Source organism: Phyllobacterium sp. GQ127, from assembly GCF_059758635.1.
This window is the reverse complement of sequence record NZ_JCAXDZ010000001.1, coordinates 841,743-855,671: the sequence shown is the minus strand read 5'-3', so window position 1 is coordinate 855,671 and position 13,929 is coordinate 841,743. Positions and strand designations below refer to the sequence as shown.

Genomic DNA, 13,929 nt, shown 5'->3' with positions numbered 1-13,929 from the left:
AGATATCTTGGGGGCCAGACGACTGTGGAACGAAATCTTCCGGTATTGAACTCGGTTCCCATGAAATCCAGTCTCAGAATCGCGTGCAATCTGAATCTCTATTATCGCATCTGCTGGATTAAGGCGAGCCAGAGCCAGAAACACCTGACACCATAGTCGTGGTGCACAAAGACCATGGCCCGATGCTCGCAACCTGGCAGCCCCATCGTGGCGCCTTCATCGGTGTAAAGCCGACAGGTTATACCTGCGGGCCGTTCTTCCACGCGATCATTGAGCCAGGCGTGATCACCAAAATGGTTCAAGCCAAGCTGACTGCGGCACTCGTTCTACGAACCCGCGGTGGAATCAACTGATTAGGGGCATGCCGACCATATATGGCGCAAGTCCATTCGGGCGAAACTGTACTAAATGCGCCATGTTTGATTGTACGAGTTGGTCGTTTCCCCTGGAACCAAGCCACCCCCGCGCAATGCGGACCACATCTTGGCAGAAAGTTACGGCGTCCAAATTCAGGGCGTCGTTGATGATATTGTTGTGGAAGTAATTCTGCTGTTGATTTGGGACGGTGAATAGAACCCGAGCGTATTGAGAATTTGGATGGCCCATTCGGCCTTGATGGACGACACCACACCGCAAACTGTAACAGTCCTCAGCAGTGAGGCGCGGGTAGATAACCGCCAGATGTTCGTTATACCAGGCCAAATAGCGGATACGACGAGTTTCTCCGTCTTCAGATGATAAGGCAGCGCAGACATCAGGGACCGTAAGGGCCAGTGTTATGGCGGCATAATGGAGGCCGGCATTCCCGCAGTTTTCGATCTCATCCAATAACGTGCTCATCCTGAAGTACTCCCCAGTTTTGCTCTGCTCGCGTCGAAACATGCTCCTGAAACAACTTGTTTCAGAAAACCACCGTTTGAAGTCGTGAAAAAGCGAATATGCGATGCCCCGTGAACAGCATCTGAACACAAAAAAGATAAAAGAGATAGCTTATAAGGCAGAAGGCCTAAGTTACTGTCTTCCGCCAGTAAGCGACGTTGCCGCGGTGATAAACCATTCGATGAGTGCATGTTGGACACTTTGGGCGGAGGGCATCAATTGCCGTTTTAATGCCAGCGGTAAATATACCTTCAACCGCTTTGTTGACTGCGATTTCTACCTTTGTTGGTATGCCGCCACTGCAGCAATCACAAGTTTTGCAGAATTTACGAGTGCCCATTTACTCTCCCCTTATTGATAGGCAATCAATCGTGTCGCTCACCGGAAAGCAAGAGGCGTTTGCCCGAGCATATGTCGAGACTGGCAATGCTTCGGAGGCATACAGAACGGCTTATGTCGTCAAGCAAAAGACGAAGCCTGAAACCATCTGGCAGGAATCTTCGCGACTGCTTGCCAACCCCAAGGTTTCCGCAAGGGTAAGAGAACTGCAGGACGAGGCAAAACTGCTCACCATGGTGACAGTTGAAAGCCTCACGAGTGAGCTCGAAGAAGCCCGTCGATTAGCTATGGCGGATGAGAAGGGCGCAAGCGCTGCTGTTGCCGCTGTAATGGGCAAGGCAAAGCTGCATGGCCTCCTGATCGAGAAGAGCGAACACACCGGCAAGAATGGCGGGCCTATCCAGACTGAAACACGCTCATGGCGTGATGTTCTCCGCCAGAAGGTTGCAGAGTGAATGCGCATGTTTCCCTCACAAATCCTGCGCTGTTTGATTTCTGGGAACAGGTATTCCTAGGACAGGCCGATATCGCCGTATTGCATGGTGGCCGGTCTAGCTCAAAGACAAGAGACACAGCGTGTCAGTTGGTCAGGCTCGTTGATCACGTCCCCGTCAAGATGCGCGTGTTGTGCATCAGACGGTTTCAGAACCGAATTCAGGAATCTGTCTACACCGAACTGAAATGGGCGATCAGTCACCTTGGTTTGTCCGAAGCCTTCGATGTCCAGAAGACAACCATCATTCACAAGGCCACCGGTTCAGAGTTCATTTTCTACGGGATTGAGCGCAACCTTGATGAAATTAAGGGCACGTCCGATATCGACATCCTTTGGGTGGAAGAGGCAGAAAAGCTCACCAAAGATCAATGGGAAGTCATTGCGCCGACAATCCGTAAGGAAGACAGTCTCGCGATCCTGCTGTTCAACCCGAAGCTTGTCACCGATTACGTGTGGAAGAACTTCGTAGTCAACGTACCACCGCATTGTGTCGTCAGGCGCATCAATTACACCGAGAACCCGTTCCTATCGCAGAAAGCACTGCGCGACATTGCGGTAATGAGGGAGCAGGATCCTGAGACGTTCGAACACATCTACGGTGGCGTTCCTCTTGGTGATAGTGAGCTCTCCATATTCAAGCGCCGTTGGCTCGATGCCTGTGTTGATGCTCATCTCGTCCTGGACATCAATCTTACAGGGCGGAACGTCATAGGTTTCGATCCTGCCGACGATGGCGAGGATAACTGCGCAACTGCCGACAAGATTGCAGGCGTCTTTACAGATGCGAATGATTGGGCGTCCGGCAAAGATGAGCTGGTTCAGAATGCCAAGCTGGTCTGGGCAAAGGCTAAAAACAGCGGGGCTCTTGTTTCGTACGATACCATCGGTGTTGGTGCCTTCGTCGGCGGATACATTGACGAGCAGAACAAGGCTAACGGGGCCAAGGTGAGGCACTACGCCTTCCATGCTGGCAATGCGGTGATGGATCCTGACAAGCCGAGTGATCGGACGAACAGCAACAGCCCGCTCAACAAGGACGAATATCTGAATCTGAAAGCGCAGGCTTGGGCCAACACTGCTCGCCGCGCCATGCTGACATTCAATGCTGTTACGCGTGGCCAGTCGATTAAGCCCGAGGACGTCCTGTCGTTCGCTTCCAGCATGGGCGCAGAGAAGCTAGACGCGCTGTTTACCGAGCTTTGTGTGCCTTGGTGGGTCGAAAGCGAAGGCAAGAAGCGTGTTGTGCCGAAGCTAAAGCTCAAGAAGGACTTGGGCGTAAAATCTCACAACCTGGCTGACGCTGTGATCTCTGCCGACAATGTGAACATCACATCGACCTTCACGCTCGACAACATCTGAGGATTCCATGGGAAACATACTGACATTCGCTCGTGACAGTCTCACGAGCCTTGTTTCCCGTATGGGAACCGAGCGCGACAAGGCAGCGACCGTTTTCTATACCCAGCCTATCCTGACTGATGACCAGATTGTTGCCGCTTATCGCGGTTCGTGGCTGCCGAGGAAGATCATCGACATTCCTGCCTTGGATAGCTGCCGCAAATGGCGGGACTGGCAGGCCGATGACGAAGTTATCGAACTGATCGAGAAGGAAGAGAAGCGACTTAACGTCAAGGGCAAGATACTTGAAGCTTCGAAGAAAGGCCGGTTGTTCGGTGGCGCTGCGCTTCTCATTGGAACGGGTGAGGGCGATCTCGCCCAGCCGTTAGACGTGGAAAAGATCGGCAAAGGCGGTGTGAAGTATTTGACCGTGCTGACACGTCGCCAGCTCAAGGCCGGTACGATCGACCGCGATCCTGAATCTGAATGGTTCAATAAGCCTGCGAATTATTCCCTTACCGGTGTAAACGGCAGGCAGCTGATCATCCATCCATCTCGCCTGGTGCTCTTCAACGGAGCAATGGCGCCCGATGAAGACATTAGCGGCACGATGCAAGGTTGGGGCGAAAGCATCCTGACAGCTACACTCGACGCGATCAAGAACGCCGACAGCACGGCCGGAAACATTGCCTCTCTGGTTTTTGAGGCAAAGATCGACATCATCAAGATACCGGGGTTCATGGAATCCTTGAGCAATGATGCCTATAAAATCAAGCTGATTGATCGCTATGCTCTGGCTAACACTTCAAAAGGCATCAACGGCACGCTGTTGCTTGACGCAGAAGAAGAATACGAGACCAAGAATGCATCGATGGCAGGCCTGACCGACATCCTCATGGCTTTCATGCAGATCGTGTCAGGTGCGGCGGATATTCCCGTCACGCGTCTCCTGGGTCAGTCTCCAGCTGGGATGAATGCAACCGGCACAAGCGACATGAAGAACTATCATGATCGCATCCAGTCCATTCAGGAGCTTGAACTGACGCCAGCAATGGCAAGGCTTGATGAGTGCATCATCCGCTCTGCCACTGGTACACGGGATAAAGCCATCTACTACGAGTGGGCACCACTTGAGCAGATGTCCGAAAAAGAACGGGCAGACATCTTCAAGACCAAATCAGACGCAGCGCGGGCATTAGTCGGTTCATCGCCGGGTCAGGAGATAATCACTCGCGAAGCACTGTCCGATGCCCTTGTGAACGCTTTCACGGAAGACGGAAGCTTGCCCGGTCTTGATGGTTTTATTGATGAATATGGAAAACTATCAGAGCAGGAGCCAAGTGACGATGAATTGATTTCGGCGTTGCCCTCACTTTGAACCTATGTCGTTTTTTTGGATGTGGTCTTAATATGATCAGCTTTCAGCGAGTTCTCCACAATTTTTGTGTGATCGGAGAACATAATTGACAGTGAATTGTCTAGGCGCCGACGCCGCGCGCGTTCAACGGAAACGAGCGCCAAGCCAAGTACGGAACTAATAGCAAGGGCAAAAACTGGGATGAGTATAGCGAGAGTGAAGGACCGGGAAGGTTGCAACAGATCAACATTTTCGCGCATCGTTAGCATCAAGGCAACACTCATGGTGGCCGCCGCTAATCCAAGTGTAAGACTAAACGCTGCAGTCTGAGAAGAGCGGAGTGTATTGCGCTTCGCCTCGTCCGTTGTTGCCTTTGAATCCGATGTATCTCCCTTGTCTAATTCGGCGAGCTTCTGGCAATATTTTTCTTTGGCTTCTGCAGAAATAAAACTCGAATCCATTACTTCTTTTATCAAGTCTTGAGCAACTTCACCGGGTCCATATAGATCGATGGAACGCAAGCCATGCTTCCTCGCTGTAGCTTTGATCAGAGCATCTAGTACCGGCACTGTTGGAATACGTCCTTCAGGAATACCTTGGCGGACAGCAAGGGTGATCTCTTGGTTTGCGGCAGCAGTTTTGCGGGTAACTTCGTTTTTTGACTGATTAGAAAATAGCCAAGCGGTTATGAAGTACACAATTAGGCCGCTTACGATGCCTCCGCCAATCCCTATAACCCATTCATTTTGAAATAAATCCATCCGCATTCCCCCACATCTATTAAAAACATAGCAGGCTGAACACGGCAAGCGAGAAGTAAACATCATGCAATTTACAGACGCTGTAACCGTCGCGGGAACGCGTCGGCGCGATGACGGCTACCTTGTTGCCGACGCTCGTATCGCTCGCACCGGCATCCAGACTTATCTCGGATGGGAAGTCGGCAAGCCTGATATGGCGCAGGTTCGCGTCTATCGGCCGGGTTCCGAGGTATTCAGCGATGCCACGCTCAAAAGCGCTGCGCATCGGCCCGTCACGAATGACCATCCTGACGAACAGGTCACCTCCAAGAATTGGAAAGACGTTGCTGTCGGCCAGACAGGAGATGAAGTCTCGGGCGAGGGCATCTTCATCCGTGTCCCGCTCATGGTCAGCGATGAGAAAACAATCCTCGCCATTGAAGGCGGCAAGCAGGAGTTGAGCGCCGGTTACACCTGCGATCTTGACTGGACTGCCGGCACGACACCAACCGGCGATCAATACGACGCCATCCAAAAGAATATCCGTCTCAACCACGTTGCCATCGTGCAGCAGGGAAGGGCCGGAAAACAGGTTCGCATCGGTGATGCGAGCGTATGGGGCGCTGCCCCGATCACCAATGATCAGACACCAGAGAAGGAAAAGATCATGACCTTGAAGACGGTTACCGTCGATGGCATCCCGGTTGAAGTAACCGATCAGGGCGCCACGGTGATCGGCACGCTGCAAACGCGGCTTGCTGACGCCAACACAAAGCTTGCGGACGCAGAGAAGGCACATCAGACCGTCCTCGCTGCCAAGGATGCTGAAATCGCGAAGAAGGATGCAGAAATCGATGCGACGAAAGCCAAGGTGCTTTCCGATGCCGATCTCGACAAGCGCGTCCAGGCTCGCGCCGATCTGATCACCGTGGCCAAAGCAATCGCCAAGGATGTGAAGACAGAAGGCCTCACCGATGCGGCTATCCGGAAGGCTGCCGTTGTTGCCAAGCTTGGCGATGAAGCAGTGAAGGATAAGGCTGAGGCCTATATCGACGCTCGCTTCGACATCCTTGCAGAAGATGCAAAGAAGGTCGCTGACCCATTCCGCACGGTTGTACAGAATGGCATCCAGAACAACGACAGCGCGCAGAATTCCAATGATGCCTACGCAGCTATGCTCGCTCGCGATGCAGCCGCATGGCAGAGCAAGAAGGAGTCCGCATAATGGCTTTCCCACCCGTATCCTATTCGCGTGACACTCCGGCGGGTTATCCCGGCATGATCGCGACCACGGAGCCGCATCACATCATTTCGATGATCGTCAGTGCGACTTCCGGCAACATTCCTTTTGGTAGCGGCGTTCTGTTCGATACTGTCGAGGATACAGTGAAGCTGCCAACGGCAATCGGTAAGTTTGCCGGTGTTGCTGTTGTTGATCGTACGCTGCCCTTTGCAAACGGCGAGGTCTACAAGCCTTACGATCAGATCAGCGTCATGAAGAACGGCTCTATCTGGGTTACTGCGCTCGTCGCTGTCGCTCAGGGTGATCCTGTCTACATGACCCCGACCGGCGGTTTCACCAACGTTGCGAACTCCGCCGCAAACCAACTCATCGAAAATGCCGAATGGGCAAGCGTCACGTCTGGTACTAACCAACTTGCACGTCTCCGCCTTGGCGTCACCAAGTAAGGAGAACGAGCATGTTCACCCAAGACGCGCCCGCGCTGGCGCTGAACTTCCTGCGCACGGCTCAGAACTACATAGAGCCGGGCATCTACGCCCGCGAGTATCCGGACTATCAGTACCGTGAACTTGTGCCGGTCGATAACTCTGCACCTGACTGGACAACGGCTATCGACTTCTTCTCGATGGGCGATGATGTCGGTCAGGCCCGTGAGTTCGCCGCGGATGGCGATGACATTCCGTTTGTCGATTTCAAGCTCGACAGCGGCAACAGCCGTGTTTTCATGGCTGGTATCGGTTACCGTTACAACCTTCAGGAACTTGCCCATGCTCAGGCATACGGCATCCGTCTGGAGAGTGACCGTGCCGATGCCGCCCGTCGAAAATACGAGCAGTTCGTTGATAACGTCGCATTCCTTGGCCGTCCGAAGCTTGGCCTTACCGGCCTGCTGAATACGGCCAGCGTCACAGCGCTCACTGCTGCAAATGGCGCAGGCGGTTCTCCGCTCTGGGTCAACAAGACCGCCGATGAAATCCTCAAGGATGTCAACGACGTTCTCAGCGTCATCTTCACGGCTTCCAACGGTATCGAGCAGGCGGACACCATCCTGCTCGATCAGGATCGCTATGCATTGATCGCTACCAAGCGTCTTGATGCAACGATGACCACAACCATTCTGGAGCATATCCAGCGTGCGAACATCTATACCATTCGCACGGGCCGCCCGCTGACTATCCGCGCTGTCTTCGGTCTGGAGACTGCAGGTGCCGGCGGAACGCACCGCATGGTTGCCTATCGCCGTGACCCAGGCGTGGTGAAAATCCATGTGCCTATGCCGCTTCGTTGGCTTCAGGCTGAACAGCGTCTGCTCAAGTACGAAATTCCCGGCATCTTCCGCCTCGGCGGTGTTGAGGTTCGTCGTCCTGGTGCAGTTCGTTATCTCGACGGCATTTAAGGAGATCACCAGATGTCCAAGATCACGATCACGAATAGCCGTCCCGGAGGCTTCGGCATTCCGGGCGGTCCGGTCATCGCTGGCAATGATGGCAGTCTCGAAGTCGAGCAGAAGGATTGGGACGGAGTCAAAGACCACCCAGTCGTTAAAGCTTGGCTTGATGCCGGTCACCTGAAGATTGATGGCGCTGTCGAGGAAGACGATGGCCTAGACCGGGAAGACCTGAAGAAACAAGCGTCTGAACTCGGCATTGAGTTCGCCCGCAACATTGCAACCGATAAGCTTAAAGAGCTGATCGACGCAAAGCTTGCTGCATAACACTCTGCCCGGCGGGAAACTGCCGGGCACCCCATTCGACCGGAGATGATCATGGCCGCTTACGGTACAAAAGAAGGATTCCAGCAATATGCTGAGGACCATGGCTATGTCATTCCCGATGGAACGATCGATGCGCAGATCGTAGCTGCGATGTTGCGCGGCTCTCTTGTGATTGATCGATATGAACCCAAGTTTTCAGGAACACGTACAGGTGGATACAACCAAGAGCGCGCATGGCCGCGCACTGGTGCTGTGACCTATTACGGGCAGGGAATTCCATCTGACGTTGTTCCTCAGCCCATTATCAACGCCTCTTACGAGGCCGCTTTCCTTGAGCTGACCAATCCGGGCAGCCTTTCGCCCGTTGTGACGGGCAATTCGATTGCCAAAAAGGAAAAGGTTGGCGAGCTCGAAGTCGAGTATGCCGTGTCGAGCAGCACTTCATCTGCTGACGTTGTAGCGGCTGCCACGCCTGTCGTAACGATCATCGATGGCTTGCTCTGGCAGTTCTTCCGCCAGATTACGCCTTGGGCTTTGGTGGTCTGATGGCAAAGTTCGATCATCAACCAAGCTTGGCGAGTGTCGATTTCATCGGTACCGAAAATGAAATGTACGTTATCGTGGCATCAGGCCGATAGTGCGCCCCTACCTGAACGCCATCTTTTATCCATTGGTCCCATTCGATCTCACCGTCGTCCTCTTCAGTACGAAACGGATCACCAAACACGCGTAAAGCTTCGGGGCGATTGTGGATTGGTCCATCGGCGTACGGGATCGGGCCAACATAGGCGCTACGCTTTTTCCCGGCTCTGTCATAGGCGAAAATTGCCGCCAAGATCGCCTTTCCTTCATCTTTCGGCGGTCCATAAGCTTGGATGTAATTGGTATGGAACTCGAAGGTGAGTTCAATACCGAATCCGTTCAACTCATAGCCTGCGGATCCGTAGCCTCGCTGGGCTTTCGCTGGCATCTTACTGACATCGAAACCAAGGGATTCAAGTAGAGTAGATAGGCCGTCACTTTGTTCGGAATGCCCCAAATAGGGTAAAAAGTCGCTTACGTTCATATCAGCGGTTCCTGTCAGCACTGTCCTTCGACTGGATCACAGATCATGACCAAATTCAATTATGCCCGCGCGCAATCAACGGCGCTGCGCCTGCTCGACAAGTTCGGCGCTGCTGGCTCTATAGTACGAGATATGCCCGGCAATGGCCCTATCTATGATCCCGGTGAGCCAGTGCCGACGCCATACCCATGCATTGCAGCGGTACTGGCTATTGAAATGAAGGATGTTGACGGCACTCTCGTCAAATCGACGGACAAGACCGCCTATGTCGCTGCAAAGGGTCTGGCTATCGAGCCAACCACAACTGACCGGCTAAACTTCAACGGTAAGAGCTACACAATCATCAAGGTTGCGCCACTACAACCGGCGGAGACTGTTGTTTACCACAAGATATTTGTGAGGGCTTAAGGGTGACACTGTGACTGACCGCAATCACTCTTCTCCTTCGAGGCCGACTACTTCAATGAATTCGTCAAAAGTCGGCGCAATGAGTAGGATGCTCTCGTCAAGATCTGTGTTTGTCATATCGACTGCGACAATTGGGTAAGGCGTGGGGTGTCTGAGATCGAACCCGATAATCTCTCCACCTCCATTTCCCCCCACGACAAAAATCTGCGGGAAAAACTCGTGAAAGGTGCGATCTCGCTCAACTTCAACGGCTTCCTCTGCCGAGTACAGGCAGAAATTGTACGGTTGAACAAGCAGCGGTCCTTCTCCTCCATTGCTGTAAGAAAGTAACGCGTAGTAACTTTCAGGAAGCGCAACGGGAGCGACGGCTTTAAGTTGTTCGATTGCATCTGACGAAGCGCCGGGCGAGCCAAACCATTCTCGGTCTTCAAACATTCAAACTATCCCCACTTTCACCGCAAGCCTAGTGCTTGTCCGACACATAGTTTCAGAAAGGTTCAACATGCTCAAGCGCCTTTCAGCCCGCGAGAAGTTCTAATGGCCAGCAATCGCACTATCTTTGAGCAACTGCTGGACAAGTATGATCAGACCCTTGCAGAGGCGTTCTTTCAGAGTATCGACGCTATCAAGTCCCAGATAACTCTGAGGATTGTAGTTGAGCGGCTTGAACGAGGTGACATTGCCGGTGCTATCGATGCGATGCAGATCGAGCAGGAAGCCTTCTCCGCTTTGGAAATTGCGCTTCGCGATGCTTACAATGCTGGCGGGGTGAGCTTTGCCGAGAACCTGCCGAAGCTCAAAGACCCGGAAGGCAATCGCGTTGTCTGGCGCTTTGGTGTTCGTGATTATGCCGGTGAGGCATTCTTGCAGGATCATTCGGCACAGATGGTTACACGCATTGTCGAAGATCAGCGTGTAGCTGTTCGTCAAGCGCTGGAAACAGGACTATCTGAGGGCAGGAATCCTCGTTCGACGGCGATCGATGTAGTTGGCCGGATCAATCGGGTAACAGGCAAGCGGGAAGGCGGCATAATCGGGCTGACAAGCCCGCAGGAAGGCTTTGTCGCCTCGGCGCGCACAGAGTTGCTTTCAGGTGATGCAGAGCTTCTACGGAACTACCTGACAAGACAGCGCCGCGATAAACGCTTCGACCGAACTGTGATGGCGGCAATCCGTGAGGGTAAGCCTATCCCGGCAGTAGCCGTATCTCGCATGATTGGTCGCTATTCAGATCTGCTGCTTGAGCTCCGCGGTGAAATACTGGCTCGCACTGAAACCATGATGGCAATCGGTACTGCTCGCGAGAATGCCATGCGCCAGCAGATTGATGCTGGAAAGGTCGCATCTCAGGACGTTCAGAAGATTTGGCGATCTGCTGCTGATGGTCGGGTAAGACACACCCATAGAGTTCTGAACGGGCAGTCTGTCGGCCTTGATGCTACATTCCAGAGCGTTTCAGGTGCTCGCCTACGCTTTCCCGGCGATCCCGACGCACCAATCAATGAGATTTCGGGTTGCCGTTGTCATCTGGAATACAAGGTCGATTACTTTGCATCGGTTGTTCGTCAATACAGGGCTGCATAATGGCCAAGCTTTCGTTTAGTTCCCAGGTTGCAGCCTTTGCCGAGAAGATACCCGGCGCCTGCGAAGCGGTATTCAAAGAATCCGTGCAAGAGGTTGTTTCAGATATGCAAACGCCAATTGGGGCAGGTGGACGGATGAGGGTTGATACCGGATTTCTCCGCGCTTCCCTGATGGCTTCAACCGCTGCAACGCCTTCGATCAACCCGAGCAAAAAGCCTGCCAGCGGCGGCTCTTATTCCTACGATCAAGGCGATATCGAAGCCGTGATCTTGGGTGCCGATATCACTGACACGCTCTACGTCGGATATACGGCCGCGTATGCGGCATATCGTGAGTATGGAGTGGAAGGGCAAGCGCCCGACGCTTTCGTGAGATCAGCAGCGCAGCGATGGAATGCAATCGTTGAGGCAAAGGCGAAAGAGCTCAAGTCCCGCTTGGGTCTTTGATTGCGATGTTCTTATCGCCGTTCTCATCCATGGCTTTGAGCAAGCCCATCTGAAGCAGAGCTAAAGCCCGCCGGGCAGCCTTGAGACTTGTATCACCACGAACAGTTTCACCTTCCTCCTTGCCAAGGGCGAGAAGGGCGGAATGCAATCTCTCGTAGGTCTGATCGTCTGAAAGTTTATCGGCCATTGCCGGAAGGATTAGCACGATGGCCACGAGTGTTGAAGGCACAATCCTGAGTTTGCTACTTGCAAGGCTTGCAGCGCTCGTATTGACGCCCGCATTACCCATAGCCCAGCCAGGGATTGCCTTCACGGCTCCCGTTGACGGGCAAGGCAAGCCAAAGCCCTACCTCCGCGCAGACTTCATCCCGAACCGCACAGACAATATCGGGCTCGCGGATGATGCCAAGGCCAGACACCAAGGCATTTTACAAGTCATGGTTGTTCATCCTTCCGGCATAGGCGCTGTGAAGCCAACAGACATTGGGGGCGCTGTGCAAACACACTTTGCCAAGGGAACGAAGCTGTACGGCTCTGGCGTGAAGGTGAAGGTCTATCAGAAGCCGAGTGTTGGCGCTCCGATGATCGAGACTGACAAAATCTATGTGCCCGTAACCATACTTTGGCACAGCTTCAACTGAAACCCGGACACTCCGGTCTAACCCGCCCCGATCCGGGGTTCTCACTCTGAAAGGAAATACAATGGCCATTACCACGGCAACTGGAGCCCGTTATTTTATCGGCGGGACAACATCTATCCCTTACACCAGTGATGCAGCGGCAATTGCAGCTTTCGAAGCCCTGACATGGGTAGAAATCAAGGAAGTTGAAGACGGCGGTGAAGTGGGCGATGAATCCTCCGACGTGACATTTCAGTCGCTTGGAGACGGCCGTGTTCGCCACCTGAAGGGTGCTCGCGATGCGGGTACCATTGCCATTGTTGTCGGCGACGATCCGCTTGACCCTGGCCAGATTGCAATGCGCGCTGCCGAAAAGACCAAGTTCAACCACAACTTCAAGATCGAATATGAGGATGCTCCGAGCGAACTCTATGAGAACAGTGTGGATTACTTCCGCGGTCTGGTCATGTCGGCTCGCAAAAACATCGGCACAGGCGACAACGTTTTACGGCGCACGTTCAACGTCGGCGTGTCCACTCCCATCCTGAGTGTCGATACAGCATTGGCGTAAATCCCTTTGGCCGGTGTAAGTGCCGGCCGTCTCTCCCAAAGGACAATCCATGACATTCGAACTATCTGTTTTTGACGGTACAGCCGCCAAATTTGAGGACGGCTTTGACCTCGACATCCTGCACCCTGCAACGGGAGAGAAGACCGGCTTGGTAATCAAGGTCGCGTCCTATCGCTCCGAGCGGGTCAAGCGCGTACAGCGCCGTCTTGCCAATGCTGCCATTCGAGAGGGGAAGAAGAACCCGAAGAAGGTTGGCACTGTTGAAGAGATTGAGGAAAAGACCAATGAGATTGTTGCGGCTTCCGTGATCTCATGGAACCTCACGCAAGGCGGCAAGTCTGTCGAATGCACGCCGGAAAGCGTCCTCAAGGTCGTTTCAAACCCTGATTACTTCTTCATATCCGAGCAGATCGACAAAGCTGCTGATGAAGATGCAAATTTCGTGAAGCCCTCGCTGAAGAGCTGATCGACTTCGCGAGGGCGCATTTCTCCCCGCGCCGGAAGAATGATCCAGAACCGGAAACGCCGGAATATACCGATTATATCTGGGACTGGTTCGTTCAGCTTCACAATTCTCGCCAGACCGGCTTTAGCGCCAACCCGATCAGCTTCCTTGAGATAGAGGCATTCTGTCGGGTTTCTGGTGCGATCATCGATCCTTGGGAGCTCTCTGTAGTTCGCCGCATGGATCAAGCAGTCCTCTCCATCATCAATAAGACCGGCAAGCCAGAGGTTGTTCGCAGCCAGGCAACACCGGCAGACGTTCAAGAGGCCAAACTTCGTATTAGAGGTGCGGTGAAGGATCGGCGGGTAGTAAAACGAGACGTGTAGTTTAAAGATACCCGAACATTCTGCATTTGCTGAGAACGTCTTTTACAGGCTCACTGTCTTTTGCAGGATCGCGTGAAAAGCTGGCGCATAAGGTGCGGACCTTGTCAGTTTCGCCTTCTTTCACACCCAGCCGATCATACAGGGATTTCCTAACAACGGTTAAGCGCTGGGCTTGCTCGCTTCTGACAGTATGGGCTTCGTATTGAGTATATCCGTAAAACCCGCTTCCGATGATTACCACCAAGCAAGCAACGGCAATCAGAACCTTCAACCAACCGTCCATAGTTCCCCTCTCGA

General features: G+C 53.3%; 23 protein-coding genes. 17 read left to right on the top strand and 6 right to left on the bottom strand.

Annotation, left to right across the window (positions count from 1 at the left end; all coding sequences use genetic code 11):
- The first annotated feature begins 182 nt into the window (after positions 1-182).
- Positions 183-353, top strand: a complete 171-nt coding sequence (locus AC6CHM_RS04415; RefSeq protein ID WP_498172149.1) for a hypothetical protein — start codon at positions 183-185, stop codon at positions 351-353.
- Here the strand turns inward: AC6CHM_RS04415 and AC6CHM_RS04410 are convergent.
- A complete protein-coding gene (locus AC6CHM_RS04410) occupies positions 346-840 on the bottom strand; it encodes a hypothetical protein (protein ID WP_498172148.1) in 495 nt (164 codons plus the stop codon). The two genes, AC6CHM_RS04415 and AC6CHM_RS04410, sit on opposite strands and share 8 nt — an antisense overlap.
- Positions 841-943: 103 nt before the next feature.
- Between AC6CHM_RS04410 and AC6CHM_RS04405 the strand changes: the two genes are divergently transcribed.
- From AC6CHM_RS04405 to AC6CHM_RS04390, 4 genes are read left to right on the top strand one after another with little or no spacing between them, the layout of a single operon-like run.
- The gene (locus AC6CHM_RS04405) at positions 944-1,237 is read left to right on the top strand and encodes a hypothetical protein (protein WP_498172146.1); all 294 of its coding nucleotides are present in this window, start codon (positions 944-946) and stop codon (positions 1,235-1,237) included.
- Positions 1,238-1,250: 13 nt separating this feature from the next.
- Entirely contained in the window at positions 1,251-1,673 is a 423-nt protein-coding gene (locus AC6CHM_RS04400) for a terminase small subunit (protein ID WP_498172145.1), read from the top strand.
- Positions 1,670-3,073 carry a PBSX family phage terminase large subunit gene (locus AC6CHM_RS04395; protein WP_498172144.1) on the top strand — a complete coding sequence of 468 codons (1,404 nt, stop codon included), beginning with the start codon at positions 1,670-1,672 and terminating at the stop codon, positions 3,071-3,073. Before AC6CHM_RS04400 ends, AC6CHM_RS04395 begins: the two co-directional genes overlap by 4 nt.
- 7 nt (positions 3,074-3,080) lie before the next feature.
- Positions 3,081-4,430: a DUF1073 domain-containing protein gene (locus tag AC6CHM_RS04390; protein ID WP_498172142.1), complete on the top strand. Its 1,350-nt coding sequence runs from the start codon at positions 3,081-3,083 to the stop codon at positions 4,428-4,430.
- Positions 4,431-4,432: 2 nt separating this feature from the next.
- Here AC6CHM_RS04390 and AC6CHM_RS04385 read toward each other — a convergent pair whose 3' ends face one another.
- Positions 4,433-5,170, bottom strand: a complete 738-nt coding sequence (locus AC6CHM_RS04385) for a hypothetical protein (protein ID WP_498172141.1) — start codon at positions 5,168-5,170, stop codon at positions 4,433-4,435.
- 64 nt (positions 5,171-5,234) lie between these two features.
- Between AC6CHM_RS04385 and AC6CHM_RS04380 the strand changes: the two genes are divergently transcribed.
- Genes AC6CHM_RS04380 through AC6CHM_RS04360 form a run of 5 tightly spaced genes read left to right on the top strand, consistent with a single transcriptional unit; the run spans position 5,235 to position 8,652 of the window.
- A complete protein-coding gene (locus tag AC6CHM_RS04380; protein WP_498172139.1) occupies positions 5,235-6,374 on the top strand; it encodes a DUF2213 domain-containing protein in 1,140 nt (379 codons plus the stop codon).
- Positions 6,374-6,838, top strand: coding sequence for a structural cement protein Gp24 (locus AC6CHM_RS04375; RefSeq protein ID WP_498172138.1), 465 nt, complete (start codon positions 6,374-6,376; stop codon positions 6,836-6,838). The genes AC6CHM_RS04380 and AC6CHM_RS04375 overlap by 1 nt, the downstream gene beginning before the upstream one ends.
- A gap of 11 nt (positions 6,839-6,849) precedes the next feature.
- Positions 6,850-7,788, top strand: a complete 939-nt coding sequence (locus tag AC6CHM_RS04370) for a DUF2184 domain-containing protein (RefSeq protein ID WP_498172137.1) — start codon at positions 6,850-6,852, stop codon at positions 7,786-7,788.
- 12 nt (positions 7,789-7,800) lie between these two features.
- Complete coding sequence (locus AC6CHM_RS04365) at positions 7,801-8,106, top strand: hypothetical protein (protein WP_498172136.1); 306 nt, start codon at positions 7,801-7,803, stop codon at positions 8,104-8,106.
- A 51-nt stretch (positions 8,107-8,157) separates the two neighbouring features.
- Complete coding sequence (locus AC6CHM_RS04360; protein ID WP_498172134.1) at positions 8,158-8,652, top strand: DnaT-like ssDNA-binding protein; 495 nt, start codon at positions 8,158-8,160, stop codon at positions 8,650-8,652.
- 16 nt (positions 8,653-8,668) lie between these two features.
- On the opposite strand, the gene AC6CHM_RS04355 is transcribed toward AC6CHM_RS04360, so the two are convergent.
- Positions 8,669-9,172, bottom strand: a complete 504-nt coding sequence (locus AC6CHM_RS04355; RefSeq protein ID WP_498172133.1) for a hypothetical protein — start codon at positions 9,170-9,172, stop codon at positions 8,669-8,671.
- A 45-nt stretch (positions 9,173-9,217) separates the two neighbouring features.
- Between AC6CHM_RS04355 and AC6CHM_RS04350 the strand changes: the two genes are divergently transcribed.
- Positions 9,218-9,580, top strand: a complete 363-nt coding sequence (locus AC6CHM_RS04350; RefSeq protein ID WP_498172132.1) for a hypothetical protein — start codon at positions 9,218-9,220, stop codon at positions 9,578-9,580.
- 24 nt (positions 9,581-9,604) lie between these two features.
- On the opposite strand, the gene AC6CHM_RS04345 is transcribed toward AC6CHM_RS04350, so the two are convergent.
- Positions 9,605-10,015: an SMI1/KNR4 family protein gene (locus tag AC6CHM_RS04345; RefSeq protein ID WP_498172131.1), complete on the bottom strand. Its 411-nt coding sequence runs from the start codon at positions 10,013-10,015 to the stop codon at positions 9,605-9,607.
- Positions 10,016-10,117: 102 nt separating this feature from the next.
- Between AC6CHM_RS04345 and AC6CHM_RS04340 the strand changes: the two genes are divergently transcribed.
- Together AC6CHM_RS04340 and AC6CHM_RS04335 are read left to right on the top strand one after the other, a co-directional pair.
- Positions 10,118-11,164: a phage minor head protein gene (locus AC6CHM_RS04340; RefSeq protein WP_498172130.1), complete on the top strand. Its 1,047-nt coding sequence runs from the start codon at positions 10,118-10,120 to the stop codon at positions 11,162-11,164.
- Positions 11,164-11,610, top strand: a complete 447-nt coding sequence (locus AC6CHM_RS04335; RefSeq protein WP_498172128.1) for an HK97 gp10 family phage protein — start codon at positions 11,164-11,166, stop codon at positions 11,608-11,610. Before AC6CHM_RS04340 ends, AC6CHM_RS04335 begins: the two co-directional genes overlap by 1 nt.
- Here the strand turns inward: AC6CHM_RS04335 and AC6CHM_RS04330 are convergent.
- Positions 11,588-11,797, bottom strand: coding sequence for a hypothetical protein (locus AC6CHM_RS04330; RefSeq protein WP_354344756.1), 210 nt, complete (start codon positions 11,795-11,797; stop codon positions 11,588-11,590). The genes AC6CHM_RS04335 and AC6CHM_RS04330 overlap by 23 nt on opposite strands.
- 19 nt (positions 11,798-11,816) lie before the next feature.
- Here AC6CHM_RS04330 and AC6CHM_RS04325 point away from each other — a divergent pair, with 19 nt between their 5' ends.
- Genes AC6CHM_RS04325 through AC6CHM_RS04310 form a run of 4 tightly spaced genes read left to right on the top strand, consistent with a single transcriptional unit; the run spans position 11,817 to position 13,632 of the window.
- Positions 11,817-12,251: a phage tail terminator-like protein gene (locus AC6CHM_RS04325; RefSeq protein ID WP_498172126.1), complete on the top strand. Its 435-nt coding sequence runs from the start codon at positions 11,817-11,819 to the stop codon at positions 12,249-12,251.
- 46 nt (positions 12,252-12,297) lie between these two features.
- A complete protein-coding gene (locus AC6CHM_RS04320; protein WP_498172649.1) occupies positions 12,298-12,801 on the top strand; it encodes a phage tail tube protein in 504 nt (167 codons plus the stop codon).
- A gap of 49 nt (positions 12,802-12,850) precedes the next feature.
- Positions 12,851-13,267, top strand: coding sequence for a hypothetical protein (locus AC6CHM_RS04315; RefSeq protein WP_498172124.1), 417 nt, complete (start codon positions 12,851-12,853; stop codon positions 13,265-13,267).
- Positions 13,264-13,632, top strand: a complete 369-nt coding sequence (locus tag AC6CHM_RS04310; protein WP_498172648.1) for a phage tail assembly chaperone — start codon at positions 13,264-13,266, stop codon at positions 13,630-13,632. The genes AC6CHM_RS04315 and AC6CHM_RS04310 overlap by 4 nt, the downstream gene beginning before the upstream one ends.
- Before the next feature lies 1 nt (position 13,633).
- On the opposite strand, the gene AC6CHM_RS04305 is transcribed toward AC6CHM_RS04310, so the two are convergent.
- Positions 13,634-13,903: a hypothetical protein gene (locus AC6CHM_RS04305; RefSeq protein WP_498172122.1), complete on the bottom strand. Its 270-nt coding sequence runs from the start codon at positions 13,901-13,903 to the stop codon at positions 13,634-13,636.
- Positions 13,904-13,929 lie beyond the last annotated feature (26 nt).